13 protein-coding genes are annotated in these 14,121 nt (G+C 43.5%); 7 read left to right on the forward strand and 6 right to left on the reverse strand.

Going from position 1 to position 14,121, the window contains the following annotated elements; genetic code table 11:
• Positions 1 to 171: 171 nt before the first annotated feature.
• The 3 genes from rpmG to radC all read right to left on the reverse strand — a co-directional run bounded on the left by rpmG (position 172) and on the right by radC (position 1,394).
• The gene (rpmG, locus tag AB4238_RS19125) at positions 172 to 345 is read right to left on the reverse strand and encodes a 50S ribosomal protein L33 (protein WP_011494790.1); all 174 of its coding nucleotides are present in this window, start codon (positions 343 to 345) and stop codon (positions 172 to 174) included.
• A gap of 6 nt (positions 346 to 351) precedes the next feature.
• Positions 352 to 588, reverse strand: coding sequence for a 50S ribosomal protein L28 (rpmB, locus tag AB4238_RS19130; RefSeq protein ID WP_020912316.1), 237 nt, complete (start codon positions 586 to 588; stop codon positions 352 to 354).
• A 128-nt stretch (positions 589 to 716) separates the two neighbouring features.
• A complete protein-coding gene (radC, locus tag AB4238_RS19135) occupies positions 717 to 1,394 on the reverse strand; it encodes a DNA repair protein RadC (protein WP_372034865.1) in 678 nt (225 codons plus the stop codon).
• A 140-nt stretch (positions 1,395 to 1,534) separates the two neighbouring features.
• Between radC and coaBC the strand changes: the two genes are divergently transcribed.
• The 5 genes from coaBC (at position 1,535) to folE (ending at position 6,869) form a co-directional block, all read left to right on the forward strand.
• The gene (gene coaBC, locus AB4238_RS19140) at positions 1,535 to 2,731 is read left to right on the forward strand and encodes a bifunctional phosphopantothenoylcysteine decarboxylase/phosphopantothenate--cysteine ligase CoaBC (protein ID WP_372034866.1); all 1,197 of its coding nucleotides are present in this window, start codon (positions 1,535 to 1,537) and stop codon (positions 2,729 to 2,731) included.
• Positions 2,728 to 3,186, forward strand: a complete 459-nt coding sequence (gene dut / locus AB4238_RS19145) for a dUTP diphosphatase (protein WP_371993443.1) — start codon at positions 2,728 to 2,730, stop codon at positions 3,184 to 3,186. The genes coaBC and dut overlap by 4 nt, the downstream gene beginning before the upstream one ends.
• Before the next feature lie 96 nt (positions 3,187 to 3,282).
• A complete protein-coding gene (slmA, locus tag AB4238_RS19150; RefSeq protein WP_020912312.1) occupies positions 3,283 to 3,876 on the forward strand; it encodes a nucleoid occlusion factor SlmA in 594 nt (197 codons plus the stop codon).
• A gap of 149 nt (positions 3,877 to 4,025) precedes the next feature.
• Positions 4,026 to 5,990 (forward strand): alpha/beta hydrolase family protein, encoded by a 1,965-nt coding sequence (locus AB4238_RS19155; protein WP_372034867.1) that lies wholly within the window; start codon positions 4,026 to 4,028, stop codon positions 5,988 to 5,990.
• Positions 5,991 to 6,209: 219 nt separating this feature from the next.
• Positions 6,210 to 6,869 carry a GTP cyclohydrolase I FolE gene (gene folE / locus AB4238_RS19160; RefSeq protein WP_372034868.1) on the forward strand — a complete coding sequence of 220 codons (660 nt, stop codon included), beginning with the start codon at positions 6,210 to 6,212 and terminating at the stop codon, positions 6,867 to 6,869.
• A gap of 147 nt (positions 6,870 to 7,016) precedes the next feature.
• Here the strand turns inward: folE and pyrE are convergent, their stop codons facing one another.
• Complete coding sequence (pyrE, locus tag AB4238_RS19165) at positions 7,017 to 7,658, reverse strand: orotate phosphoribosyltransferase (RefSeq protein ID WP_220738235.1); 642 nt, start codon at positions 7,656 to 7,658, stop codon at positions 7,017 to 7,019.
• 112 nt (positions 7,659 to 7,770) lie between these two features.
• The gene (gene rph / locus AB4238_RS19170) at positions 7,771 to 8,484 is read right to left on the reverse strand and encodes a ribonuclease PH (RefSeq protein WP_372034869.1); all 714 of its coding nucleotides are present in this window, start codon (positions 8,482 to 8,484) and stop codon (positions 7,771 to 7,773) included.
• 199 nt (positions 8,485 to 8,683) lie between these two features.
• Between rph and AB4238_RS19175 the strand changes: the two genes are divergently transcribed.
• Positions 8,684 to 9,547, forward strand: coding sequence for a YicC/YloC family endoribonuclease (locus AB4238_RS19175; protein WP_372034870.1), 864 nt, complete (start codon positions 8,684 to 8,686; stop codon positions 9,545 to 9,547).
• Between the two features lie 201 nt (positions 9,548 to 9,748).
• Positions 9,749 to 10,966, forward strand: coding sequence for a tyrosine-type recombinase/integrase (locus AB4238_RS19180; protein WP_372034871.1), 1,218 nt, complete (start codon positions 9,749 to 9,751; stop codon positions 10,964 to 10,966).
• A gap of 43 nt (positions 10,967 to 11,009) precedes the next feature.
• Here the strand turns inward: AB4238_RS19180 and AB4238_RS19185 are convergent, their stop codons facing one another.
• A complete protein-coding gene (locus AB4238_RS19185; protein WP_372034872.1) occupies positions 11,010 to 14,063 on the reverse strand; it encodes a DEAD/DEAH box helicase in 3,054 nt (1,017 codons plus the stop codon).
• Positions 14,064 to 14,121 lie beyond the last annotated feature (58 nt).

Consider the following 14,121-nt stretch of genomic DNA (forward strand, 5'->3'; position numbering starts at 1 on the left):
ATAACGAGTAGCGATAGGCACTGACTTGTCTAAAGTGATTTTAACTGCCGCTGAATAAGCAGCTCTTTAATGGAGTTGGTATTAATACAATTGGTGTTAGTGGCGCGGTAATTTTAGGTCAAAAAAAAGCCTCTAAAAATAGAGGCTTTTGAAGATGCTTCAAACAAGTTATTACTTGATTTTAGCTTCTTTGTACATAACGTGCTGACGGATAACAGGATCAAATTTCTTGATTTCCATCTTTTCAGGCATGTTACGCTTGTTCTTTTCAGTCGTGTAGAAGTGACCAGTTTTAGCGCTAGATACTAGCTTGATCTTCTCACGATTACCTTTAGATTTAGCCATGGTTTATTATACCTTCTCGCCGCGGGCACGAAGTTCAGCAACAACAACTTCAATACCTTTCTTATCGATGATACGCATACCTTTAGTAGAGATACGTAGCTTAACGAAACGCTTTTCAGTTTCTAACCAGAATCTGTGATTCTGTAGGTTAGGTAAAAAACGACGACGCGTAGCATTCTTCGCGTGCGAACGGTTGTTACCAACCATTGGTTTCTTGCCAGTTACTTGGCATACTCTTGACATGTCAAACTTCTCCAAAACAATATATATAACGCTCGAGCATTAATGTACCTCGAACACGGCCGTCGCCTGAGGCACACAACAGAGGGCGCATTTTATACAGGATCTAAAATCAAAGATCAAGGGTTAGATTAATCTATCCACCCTCGTTCAGCGAAAGAAACTATCTCTCGATCGCCTACAACCATATGGTCCAGCAAGGGAACATCGATGGTTTGTAGTGCTTGTTTCAATCGCTCAGTAATTCGTCTATCGGCTGTACTTGGCTCTGCAATTCCAGAGGGATGATTGTGACACACGATCACAGCCGCAGCCTTTTTCTCAAGCACCAAGCTCACCACATCTCGTGGATAAACCGACGCTGAGTTAATGGTACCTCTGAATAATTCAACGAATTGAATCACCCGATGTTGGCTATCAAGTAGTAAAATAGCAAACACTTCGTAGGCACGATCTCCCAATTGTCTCATTAAATAGTCTCGAGTTAAATCAGGATCCGATAAAATTTTACCTCTTTTTAGGTTTTCCTGCGAAATTCGCTTGCCAATCTCTACCGCAGCTTGCAATTGAGCAAACTTAACAGGGCCGATGCCATCTAAGCGACACACTTGCGTTTGAGAGGCTGTCAGCAAGCTTCTAAGCCCGCCAAACTCTGTAATCATCATACGAGCAAGCTCAACAGCACTTAACCCTTTTAAACCAACTCTGAGCAGTACAGCAAGTAACTCTGCATCCGACAGCTGCGCTGCACCGTTCAGCAATAGCTTTTCTCTTGGTCCTTCACCCTGCGGCCAATCTTTAATTCCCACAACAACCTCCTTGTCATTATTTCTAGTTGAGTATGGTCGACAATTTAATAACTTGTTCATCAACTGCGGAGTGAGTGTGATATCTTACGGCTGCGCGGATAATATTTTGATCTGTAAAAATGATAATGGAAAGAGTTGCTATGGGTTTGAAAAACAAGAAAGTACTTTTAGGAATTGGCGGCGGTATTGCAGCCTATAAATCAGCAGACTTAGTCCGCAAACTAAAAGATCGCGGTGCCGATGTTAGAGTCGTTATGAGCCAAAGCGCGCAAGAATTTATTACCCCACTCACTCTACAAGCATTATCAGGCTATCCAGTCTCGACCGATCTTCTTGACCCAAGCGCTGAAGCATCCATGGGCCATATTGAATTAGCTCGTTGGGCAGACTTAGTGATTGTGGCACCAGCTACCGCAAATCTGATTGCACGTATCAGTAACGGCATGGCTGATGAACTCATCACCACCACTTGCCTAGCCACCGAAGCGCCTATCGTACTTTGTCCTGCAATGAACCAGCAGATGTATCGCAATGCCGCAACTCAAGCCAACTTAGTCACTGTCGCTCAGCGAGGCATGACAGTTTGGGGGCCCGATTCAGGCTCACAAGCCTGTGGAGAAGTCGGTCCAGGTAGAATGTTAGAGCCGGTGGATATCGCTGAAAAAGCCGTGCAGTTCTTTGGCCCAACATTATTAGCAGGTATCTCTTTACTGTTAACTGCAGGGCCAACACGCGAAGCCATCGACCCTGTTAGATATATTTCTAACCATAGCTCTGGAAAAATGGGCTTTTCTCTAGCAAGTGCCGCAGCAGCAATGGGCGCTAAAGTTACGCTGGTTACCGGGCCAGTCAATCTAGCAACACCAGCTAACGTCAACCGCATTGATGTGGAGTCTGCACAACAGATGCTTGATGCTGTGCTGCCAGAAGTCGAAAAAAACCAAATTTTTATCGGTTGCGCTGCGGTAGCTGATTATCGAATTGCTGATGTGGCAGAAAGTAAGATCAAAAAATCAGCCGAGCAGATGCAACTTGCGCTAGTGCGAAATCCTGATATCTTAGCCAGCGTTGCCAGTCATCCAAAACGTCCGTTTACGATCGGTTTTGCAGCAGAAACCAATAATGTTGAGCAATACGCAAAAGGTAAACTTGAGCGCAAAAAACTTGATATGATTGCCGCCAATGATGTGTCGAATAGCAGCATTGGTTTTAATAGCGACAATAACGCACTTAGCGTCTTTTGGCACGATGGTGTAACTCACCTCCCCGCTGTCGACAAGCTAACTCTAGCCAAGCAATTACTGACCCTAATCGCGGAAAAAGTAAAAACGAAATGAAAACACCGATCGAACTGAAAATTCTCGACTCACGCATTGGCACACAGTTTCCGTTACCTGCCTACGCGACTCCAGGCAGTGCAGGAATGGATCTACGTGCAATTACTGATACCGCACTCACCATACAGCCAGGTGAAACCGTACTCATTCCAACAGGTATTGCTGTACACGTAGCAGATCCGAGCTTGGCGGCAATTATTCTGCCTCGTTCAGGCTTGGGCCATAAGCACGGCATCGTACTCGGTAACTTAGTCGGATTGATTGATTCAGATTACCAAGGTCCGTTAATGGTCTCTTGCTGGAATCGCGGCAGTGAGCCATTCACGATAGAAATCGGTGACCGCCTCGCACAATTAGTATTTGTTCCCGTTGTGCAGGCAGAGTTTAAGCTTGTTGATGAGTTTGATAGCTCTGATCGCGGTGCTGGCGGCTTTGGCCATTCAGGCACAAAATAATAACCACATTTAAGCACACCACTACATTTTATGGACAGCACGGAGCGTTGTTTCCTTGCCGTCTCGCTCAGTAGTAATCGAGTGAAGGACTGATAAATGGCTGCAAGCCCAAAGATTAATCGCCGCGAACACATCCTACAATGTTTAGCGACCATGTTAGAGACAAGCCCAGGACAACGTATCACTACCGCCAAATTAGCAGCGGAAGTCGGTGTGTCAGAAGCGGCGCTTTATCGCCACTTTCCGAGCAAAGCACGGATGTTTGAAGGCCTTATTGAGTTTATCGAAGAGTCATTACTGTCTCGCATCAATCTCATCATGGATGAAGAGAAAGACACCATGAAACGTTGCCAGCAGTTACTGCAACTATTGTTGGTTTTTGCCGAACGTAATCCAGGGATTTCAAGAGTACTCAATGGTGATGCTTTACTGGGTGAAAATGAACGTTTACGCAGCCGAATTAGCCAGCTTTTCTCAAAGATAGAAACTCATCTTAAACAGATTTTACGCGAGAAGAGTCTACGTGAAGGGCAAGCATTTAGCATTGATGAAGCAGTGTTAGCCAACTTACTCATGGCAATTGCCGAAGGCCGAATTGCCCAGTTTGTTCGCAGTGAATTTAAGCTTAAACCGACTAAGCACTTTAACGAACAGTGGACATTCGTGCAGCAGCAATTACTGCAGAGCTAAAAGCTAAATATCATAAAAAAAGGCAGCAGAGCAAACATGCTGCCTAATTGTACAAAACCATTGCCTACCTACTAATTTTGGTTTACTTTCCTCGTGTCTAATTATTGCAAATATCTATAAAAGCTAATATTTTTTCACAAGGAAGTTGTATGAAACTCATTAAAACCATTAGCCTAGTATGCCTAGCTTGGCTAAGTTGCTACGCATCAGCAAAAACCAACGATGCAGCCAATTTATTCAGCCGTTCGGCTGAGTTCTCGCAAGTCAAAATATCTCCAGCAGGAGATTATCTCAGCGTGATTACCAAAAAAGATGGTAAAGACATGCTACTTATCCTAAAAGCTGCAGATAGATCCTATGTACACGCTATTTTCTTTAATGGTAATGCACAAGTCGGCCATTACGAATGGGTTAATGATGAACGACTAGTGATGCAAAAAGAATATTTAAAAGGCTGGAGCGACCACCCGCTCTATTACGGCGAATTAATGGCAGTCAACGCCGACGGTTCTAAAGCAACTTACCTCTTTGGTTACCAAGGCGGTGAACAGCAAACCGGTTCAAACCTGAGAAAAAACACCCCAATTCGCGCAACGGCTTATATCCTAGATCCACTACCAGAAGATGATCGTTATATGCTCGTTCAAGCACTTCCTTGGGGGAGTGGCGGTAGTAATATGGCCGAGAATACTCAAAAAGTTTATCGCGTCGACGTATATAAAGGTCGACGCAAAAAAGTCGCAACAGCACCAATCACCTACCCGAATTTCTTAACCGATCATGATGGCAACGTACGCTTTGTCAGTGGCACTCGAGACTACGTCAATTCAAAATTATATTACCGAAATGACGGTAATTGGAGAGATACTGATAAGTTAAATCTTGGCTTAGACGCAATAAAACCAATTGCATTTAGCGATGACAAAGACAGCTTATATGTCACCGCAAGCGAAGCAGGTAAACCAGCTGGCGTATACTTAGTGAATATCAAAACTGGCGATAAAAAGCTCGTAAGCCAAGATAAAGTGGTAGACCCAAGTAATGTATGGATTAACGCTATCACCAAAAAACTCTACGCTATCGAGTATGAAAATGGCTACCCAACATACGAGTTTGTCGATTCAAAAGATCCCTCGGCTAAGCGCATCAAGCAACTTTTAGCGGCTCTACCAGGGCATCAGATCCACTTAGTTAGCCAAACAACCGATGCCGACCAAATCATTATCAAGGCTTTCAATGACCGTAACCCAGGCGACTACTATCTATTTAATACAAAGACTAAAAAACTAGAGTATCTGGTATCTAAAAAGAAGTGGCTAGACCCAGACAAAATGGCCGAAATTAAACCGGTTAAGTTTACCAGCAGAGATGGCGTAACAATACATGGCTACATAACCTTACCCCATGGTGTTGAAGCTAAAAACCTACCACTAGTCGTCAACCCTCATGGCGGACCTCATGGCCCAAGAGACCGATGGGGCTTTGACCCACAAAACCAAATGATCGCCAGTCAAGGCGCTGCAGTCTTGCAGATCAACTTCCGTGGTTCAGGCGGCTACGGGAATGAGTTTGAAAATGCAGGCCATCAAAAATGGGGCACCAACATCCAGTACGACATTATTGATGCTACTAAGTATGTTATCGAACAGGGCATGGTAGATAAGGACCGCATCTGTATTGTGGGTGGCAGCTTCGGTGGCTACTCAGCAATTCAAAGCTCAGCGATAGAACCAGATCTGTTTAAATGTGCTATTGGTTTCGCCGGAGTTTACGATTTACAGCTGATGTTCGATGAAGGTGATGTACAAGGCCGCCGTGCAGGTAAGCGCTACCTCAAAGAGGTGCTAGGTGAAAATGAAAGCATACTGCGTTCGATGTCACCAACCCACAATGTCGATAAACTCAAGGCCAACATCATGCTAGTTCATGGCGGCGAAGATGAAAGAGCACCTATCGAGCAATTCGAAGCACTCGAAGATGCCTTAAATGAGCACAAGTATCCGTTTAAGAAACTGGTTATGGACGATGAAGGTCATGGTTTTTATGACGATGCGCATAGAGCCAAATACTACAACGAAATGCTGGGCTTTTTGAAAACCAATCTAAAATTGTAATGCTGCAAATAGAAAAGCCGACTAATTTAGTCGGTTTTTCTTATCCCCAATACGTTTTTCGGTGTATATTTACAGCAAATCGCTGTATCCTCCGTGCTTCTTAGAGCCAAGGCAACGCGTTAATGCTCTATCATTACTGTTCAGCGATACCAGTCAAAATGTGTGTCGCCACTTAAGAACACTGAGACAGTACCACTACCCGTTACAGTGGAGGACCTTATGACATCAAAAGAAGCTATCCTCAGTGAATCAGCGCAACTGGTTCAAACCGCTCTGCTTGAGCGTGGGCTTGAAACTCCTATGCTACCCAGTGAGTTCACTCGCGAAGAGCGTAAAGACAAAATAGAACATCATATGCGCGAGATCTTGACCTTAATGTCACTCGACCTGCGCGATGATAGTTTGGAAGAAACCCCACGACGCATTGCCAAAATGTACGTTGATGAAATTTTTTCAGGTCTCGATTACGCCAACTTCCCAAAGATCACCGTCATTGAAAACAAAATGGGTTTCTATGAGATGGTTAAGGTTAATGACATTAGTCTAACCAGCACTTGTGAGCACCACTTGGTGACTATCGATGGCTTAGCTCGCGTTGCATACCTGCCACGCAAGAACATTATTGGTTTATCCAAGATTAACCGTATTGTGCGCTTCTTTGCTCAGCGTCCACAGGTGCAAGAACGCCTGACACAGCAGGTATTAGTCGCCCTGCAAACCTTGCTTGAGACCAAAGATGTCGCAGTAAAAATGGATGCGGTACATTATTGTGTTAAGTCTCGCGGTGTTATGGACTCAACCAGCTCCACCACTACTACAGCCTTGGGTGGGATCTTTAAATCTAATCCGGCGACACGGGCAGAGTTCCTAAGCAATTAGGTCGAAAATAAGGCTCGAGGGCGCTTTGCTTCGAGGATAGCCTTCGCTTGCGAGGAAAAGCTGAAATCAAAAATAAAAACGCTGCGTCATCAACGCAGCGTTTTTTAGTTTTCACTAAGCAAAGTCTCCAGTCGCTGGAACGATGTCTTAGATCCCGTATTGGTCACGGTAGGCACTGACTGAAGCAAGCTCCGTTTCCATTCCTGACTTTTCAGAGAGGTAGTTAATCAAGTCTTCTAGCTTAATGATTGAAACGATATCACAACCAAAATCACGCTCAACCTCCTGAATAGCCGACAATTCACCTTTGCCTTTCTCTTGGCGATCCAGTGCAATCAACACACCAGCAAGCTTGGCATTATGAGCCGCGATAATTTCCATTGATTCACGGATTGCAGTACCAGCAGTGATCACATCATCAACTAGCATCACGCGACCTTGTAGTTCACTACCGACTAAGCTTCCACCTTCACCGTGATCTTTTTTCTCTTTACGGTTAAAGCAGTAAGGCATATCGATATCGTGGTGATCACACAGTGCAACGGCTGTGGTAGTTGCAATAGGGATCCCTTTATATGCAGGGCCAAATAACAGATCATACTCAATGCCAGAATCAACCAACGCTGCCGCATAGAAGCGACCAAGGCGCGCTAAATCACGGCCAGTATTAAACAAGCCAGCGTTAAAGAAGTAAGGGCTAGTGCGGCCTGATTTTAACGTAAATTCGCCAAATCTTAGTACCTGACGCTCAAGGGCAAACTCAATAAACTCACGTTGATAGGCTTTCACAATATCTCCTTAAAATATGTAGGGGTGACTCAATTTTTATAATAACTTTTAAATGATAAGTGCTGACAAAAAGCACTTACAAAAAGGACCCCGTAGGGCCCTTAATAACGTCTTAGCTCAAAGCAGCTTTCTGAGTATCAACGATCTCTCGAATGCCATGCTTGGCCAAGTCTAATAGGCTTAATAGCTCTTCATGAGTGAACGGCTCACCTTCAGCAGTGCCTTGGATCTCAATCATCTTACCGGTTTCAGTCATCACAACGTTCATGTCGGTTTCAGCAGCGCTATCTTCGATATACTCTAAATCGCAGATTGGCTCACCTTTGTAGATACCAACACTCACAGCGGCAATCAGGAACTTAAGTGGGTTAGTCTTCAATATGCCTTTACCACGAGCCCAATTCAAAGCATCAACTAGCGCCACACATGCGCCAGTAATAGCTGCAGTACGGGTGCCGCCATCAGCTTGAATAACATCACAATCGATAACGATAGTGTTTTCACCCAGTAGTTTCATATCCACAGCAGCACGCAATGAGCGACCGATTAAACGCTGGATCTCTTGAGTACGACCTGACTGCTTACCACGAGCAGCTTCACGGTTCATGCGGCTATGAGTCGAACGCGGCAACATGCCATATTCAGCCGTTACCCAACCTTGGCCTTGGCCTTTAAGAAAACGCGGTACACCCTCTTCAAAACTGGCAGTACAAAGTACTTTAGTGTCACCAAACTCAACCAATACCGAACCTTCGGCATGAGCGGTAAATTGGCGGGTAATCGTCACTGGACGAGATTGTGCTGGAGTTCTGTTGCTTGGGCGCATGGTGAATTCCTGTAGTTAAGATCTAAGGGGTAATTTGGCTGCTTATTATAGGGACATGTTGACCACTATGCCATCTCAATCACCTCAGCTGAGCAGAAAAGCTTGAAAGTGTTAGCGAATAAACAGAGTTTGCTTTGACGCACTGCCTAAGCTGGCTATAATCACAGCTCACTTAGACGAACTACACTGGAAATCATCCATGATCCAAAGCATGACAGCCTATGCTCGCATAGAGCACAAAGCAGATTGGGGCACCGCCTCTTGGGAAATCCGTTCAGTTAACCAGCGCTACCTAGAAACTTACCTGCGCCTTCCGGAACATTTCCGCAGCTTAGAGCCCGTGCTTAGAGATCGTCTACGTAAACGTTTAAACCGCGGTAAAGTCGAAGTTAATCTGCGTTACGACCTTAATGAAGGTGATAGCAGCGAGCTACAATTAAACCAAGAGCTTGCAAAGCAGATAATCAATGCTGCTAACTGGGTAAAAGATGAAGCCAAGCAAGGTGAGCTCAACGTCGTTGACGTACTGCGCTGGCCAGGGGTGATGTCTAGCTCTGAGCAGGATATGGACGCCTTAGGCAAAGATCTATTGAATGCTTTCAACTTAGCCATCGATCAATTCATTGAAGCCCGTGGCCGTGAAGGTGAAGCAATCAATACCATGCTGCAAACCCGCCTTGACCAAATAGTGGATCAAGTAGCAGTTGTTCGTGAACACATGCCAGCTGTGATGCAATGGCAACGCGATAAACTAACTAACCGCCTAGCTGAAATCACCGGCGAGCTTGATCCTGCTCGTATGGAGCAAGAGATGGTGTTAATGGCGCAGAAGATGGATGTTGCCGAAGAGATGGATAGACTTGATGCACACGTTGCCGAGACGCGCCTAATCTTGAAAAAAGGTGGCGCACAAGGTCGCCGTTTAGACTTTATGATGCAAGAGTTTAACCGTGAATCAAACACCTTAGCCTCAAAATCTATCAGCGCAGAAGTGACTGCCGCTGCGGTAGAACTTAAAGTACTGATTGAGCAGATGCGCGAGCAGATCCAAAATATTGAATAATAGTTACAACTGCATTTTATTGCATTCAAACAGTTAAAATACAACAACTTACCATAAATCAATTTCCGTCACCGCATTCTTTAATACACCTTTAACCACCGCCAAGTGGTGGTTAATGTGGTGGGTGTGATAGACTTACTACAAAGGTAAGTGGTGGGTAAAGCAATATCCACCAAGACCATGCACGGTTAGAGGTGGGTTATGGCTAAGTTGTCAGTTAAAAAAGTAGAAGCACTCATTAAGGCTGGTGGCGAGAAAACACAGCGCCATGCTGATGGTGAGGGCTTATACCTTGTGGTTCCAGCGTCCGGCACCGCAAGTTGGATGTTACGTTTTACCTCCAATAAAAAGCGCCGTGAAATGACGCTTGGTAAGGTTAAAGATCTCTCCTTATCAAATGCCCGCCTCGAAGCCGCAACTAAAATGAAGCAAGTCCGTGAAGGCTTTGATCCCCTCTTACAACGCAAGCGTGCCGAACAAGAAAGCATTAAAACCGTTAATGACTTATTTGAAGATTGGTACCCAACCTTAGTTAAACGCCTCAAGCACCCGAATATCCCCAAACGTGTTTACACCAAAGATATCGCCCCACACATCGGTGACATCCCTCTCGATAGAATTACCGCCCGTGATATTCGCACAGCAATCACAGCGATTAATGATTCAGGTCGACCGACCATTGCCAATGACGCTCTAGGCCACTGTAAGCAGCTTTTTAATCACGGAATGAAGTTGGACCTTCTACAAGGCAACCCCGCCTCTGCGTTCACTGTTAGGGACGCTGGTGGCATAGAACAAAGCAAAGACCGTGCGTTAAGCGAGGAAGAGCTAACTGAGTTTTTCCGTATTGCCAGAGAAAACAGCACCAGCTTTAGTCGTGACAACTATCTGGCTTGTGCATTATTGGTTTGTTTAGGGGTACGTAAATCTGAATTGTGTGAAGCGAAATGGGAAGAATTTAATCTAGAAGAAAGCTTATGGCACTTACCAAAAGAGCGCAGTAAAACTAATGTTGGCTTTACCATTCCGTTAGCAACAGAAGTGTTGAAGTGGCTTGATGAGTTAAAATTAAGAGGCTTTGGTTCCGACTATGTATTCCCTAATCGACGAGCCAGTAAACGCCCTCATATGGGCCCTGATACACTCAACAGAGCAATTACAAAGCTATTTGGACATGAAGCAGGTAAAAAGAAACAGCCGCCAAATTTGATGGGTGACATGAAGCCCTTTACCGTGCATGACTTGCGCCGTACGTGCCGTACGCTACTGGCAAAACAAGGCACTCCCGGCGAAGTCGCCGAGAGGTGTTTGAATCACAAGCTAAAGGGTGTTGAAGGTATCTATAATCAAAATGATTATTTGGAAGAGCGAAGAGAGGCGTTACTATCTCTATCTAAAAAAATAATCACCTTGGTATAGGTTTAGATAAGTAAACTAGCAAATTTCAGCTAAGTAATGGTAACTAAGGAGATACGAATATCTTCAATTCTACGTCATTAGCTTGTGTCGTGGATAACCAACTTTGTATTAGTTGGTATGCCTGCAATGATTCACTTCGAGCATTATGTCCTCGAGATAATTGCGTTGCAAAATGACGAGCTGAGAAGCTATTAGCAGCAACTATCCAAACTTCTTTATGAACTCTGCTTGAGCGCCTTCTTTGTGTAACTACATCCCAGACTTCAGCTGTCTTCAACTCTCTTTCATCATCTGTTCCTGCTGTAAATTGCTGACTTTCAAACATTCGGATTCTTTCTTGCATTTGTTGAGCTGCGCCATTTTGTGGCCAAGGGCCTAGCAAGCGATTCCAATTTGCCGCCTTTAAGTTAGTATCACCGCTAATCAACATCTCAATATTCTTTATTGCCTGAGAGCCTACTTCAGCAAGTGCTCCTGCTGATGATTGTGGATTTTGCGATGATCCACATTTTACGTGTACATAAACTAACTTATCAGATGAAGAGAGAATAAAGTCGGCTGGTTCAGTACCCATATCGGTATTGAGCACTATATCAGCAGCTGGGATGTACTGATTAAACGGCCCTAATTCATTGAGCGTTGGATTAGCTAGTGAGTTTGCCTTAATTTGGTCTAATTGATAAAAGATAGAATCAACACTAAATCCTTGTTCTACAATTTGATATACACCATTGTTTAAGCCTTTTTCATCAAGATTTTCACCCACTAATGAATCCAGCCCAATAACCACATTTGCTAGCTGTGAGTTAGTAATCTCAAATTCATTTTCTACAGGTAATTTCAGTTCGAAAAACTGCCCCTGTGAATAACCCACACCATTATCCAAAAGGGCTTTGTGTAAGCGCTCTGTAAGTAAATCCACTATATCAAGGTGAGGCTCAACTCCATCTTCCAATGAATACAGTATTAGCTCATCCGTGCTTAAGACTAAATATGGCTCTGTTATCTGAAGATTAACGGTTACCTTACTCTCCTCAACCTCAGAACTTAGCAAACAACCATTATCATACTCTCTATATATAAATCCATTTTCGAGAGTGAATTGCTCATCACCAGCTAGTAAGTTGATAGGGCAATCAAATTCACTAAAGTCAAAGATGAGGCTTTCAATATTTAAATCAACATTTACAGGGATAGGTTTGGCAAAAGAGTGCAATAATGCACTAGTTATGGCTTGATTCGATGAAATCATAGCTTCCATCCCCTCTAACCAATCATTCAGTTCACCTAAACTAAATGAGCTTTCTTTTTGGTCGGAAATTCGTCCGGAATCAACCCCGACGTAATAACTTCCTGATTTTTGCTCTAACTGGTTATACGTGTCACACCTCATAGTCGAGAGTCGATAAGCAGCATTACCTTGTAAGTCTGCCATTTGTTCTAAGTCGTCCCCCTTTACCGCAACGCTTTCAGGGCGTCTTCTAGCGGTACTAACAGACTTACTGCTTGCTTCTTTTGTTTTAGCTGAGACCCCTAGTGACATGACGTTTAGTAATTGGTCTTGTGTGACAGCAGCACCCAACTTCAAATCCTTGTCACCATTAAACCTACGGCCTCGACTGTCATAAATCGCAACTACATTTTGAGCAACTTCTTTAAACAGGGTGATCTCTAGTGATGGTTCAAAGAAAAACTGATCTGTTAGAAATTTAGACCGATTAAATGCAATAGATACAATAACCTTAATACCAAACTCAGTATCGATCTTCCTTGCTAACTCTCCTGCATTATTACATCGCCAATACAAGGTATCTAACATAACCTCAATATTGAAGTCGGCAGATTGGTTTAAAAAACACACTGAGGCAGTAGGAATGTTAAGAGATACTTCTGGGTTAAAGGCATTAAGATCAAATTTACTTAAGAAGCGATTACCATAGTAACTCGCATCAGGAAAAGCCTCTAAATAGAGCTCGATGAGTTTGTTTACATCTAATGATGCAATGAACTTAGTTGCGGCACTGTCATCACTAAGTGATACATCAAATATTCGATAATTAAGCCACATCTGTTCATTTGCATTTTGTCCAAACTCTAATACTTTTGGCTCTACGTCATCAAACAAACGAACAACACGCCCTATGGTTTGAACTAGCTCTCTGCCACTACTCACGGCATAGGTCAAAATCAACAGTTTAGCTTGCGGGATATCAACACCTTCATCAAGCTTACGTTGATGAATAATTACTTCATATGCTGAACTCTTTAGGTTAGCAGGTACCGATGACTTGGTATGCTCACGAGGGTCGCCAGTGAACTGCTCATGAATCGCTAGCAAATTGAAGTCATCATTTAATCGATCGTAATAGTGTTCAATATCACTAAATTTATTACACTTTATGATGCACTTGGTACCAGGGTTTTCATCTAAAAATTGACGAATAGATGCGCTTAAATCATCAGGTTGAATGGATTCAAATTCAGGCTCTTTTAGCACACCATCTTCAAGAGCTTTTTCAAAGGTATAGATGTAGCTAGCATTAGCATCAATATCAAACTGAAATAGGTCGTTTCGATATGGCGTCGCAGTAATGACTATTTTATGCGCACCAATATTTCTCACCAAGTTACACCATACCGGAGATGGTTCAGCGTGACCTTCATCGATAATAACCAGATCAATATTTCGCTTTAACTCATCTAACTGATCTTGCTCGAAAGTTTGTAGTTTTTGAAAGGTTGAAACATAAACACCGTTAGCAGAAGTATCGTCAACATTGTTAAAGGCGGGCTTCAAGGGGATATCTTCTCCCTCTGCTCGCTCGCAAAAAAACTTACCTTTTATGTCATCAAGAAGTTGGTTGCATACTGCTCTTCGATGACATAGAACCAATACTCTTTTTTGTGTCGCCTTGTGACAGATAACACTAATAACCCCTGACTTACCAGCTCCTGTCGGCAAGCTGATTAAACAAGATTTAGCTTCATCGTTCAGCGGCCTTCTTACATAGCTCAATGCAGTTTGAATACTACCTTTTTGGCAAGTTCTTAACCCATCCCAAAGTATATCATTTATAAGAAAACCACTAATATTCAAACTATACTTCCTTTTTTTATGCGTTGGAGTAAATCACTAGCAAAAGAGCTCTCTAGAG

Source organism: Shewanella sp. 10N.286.45.A1 (assembly GCF_041470405.1).
Classification (GTDB): Bacteria; Pseudomonadota; Gammaproteobacteria; order Enterobacterales; family Shewanellaceae; genus Shewanella.

Coding starts and splice junctions, on each gene's coding strand:
- rpmG (WP_011494790.1), bottom strand. CDS start 345: ATGGCTAAATCTAAAGGTAATCGTGAGAAGATCAAGCTAGTATCTAGC.
- rpmB (WP_020912316.1), bottom strand. CDS start 588: ATGTCAAGAGTATGCCAAGTAACTGGCAAGAAACCAATGGTTGGTAAC.
- coaBC (WP_372034866.1), top strand. CDS start 1,535: ATGGGTTTGAAAAACAAGAAAGTACTTTTAGGAATTGGCGGCGGTATT.
- dut (WP_371993443.1), top strand. CDS start 2,728: ATGAAAACACCGATCGAACTGAAAATTCTCGACTCACGCATTGGCACA.
- slmA (WP_020912312.1), top strand. CDS start 3,283: ATGGCTGCAAGCCCAAAGATTAATCGCCGCGAACACATCCTACAATGT.
- AB4238_RS19155 (WP_372034867.1), top strand. CDS start 4,026: ATGAAACTCATTAAAACCATTAGCCTAGTATGCCTAGCTTGGCTAAGT.
- folE (WP_372034868.1), top strand. CDS start 6,210: ATGACATCAAAAGAAGCTATCCTCAGTGAATCAGCGCAACTGGTTCAA.
- rph (WP_372034869.1), bottom strand. CDS start 8,484: ATGCGCCCAAGCAACAGAACTCCAGCACAATCTCGTCCAGTGACGATT.
- AB4238_RS19175 (WP_372034870.1), top strand. CDS start 8,684: ATGATCCAAAGCATGACAGCCTATGCTCGCATAGAGCACAAAGCAGAT.
- AB4238_RS19180 (WP_372034871.1), top strand. CDS start 9,749: ATGGCTAAGTTGTCAGTTAAAAAAGTAGAAGCACTCATTAAGGCTGGT.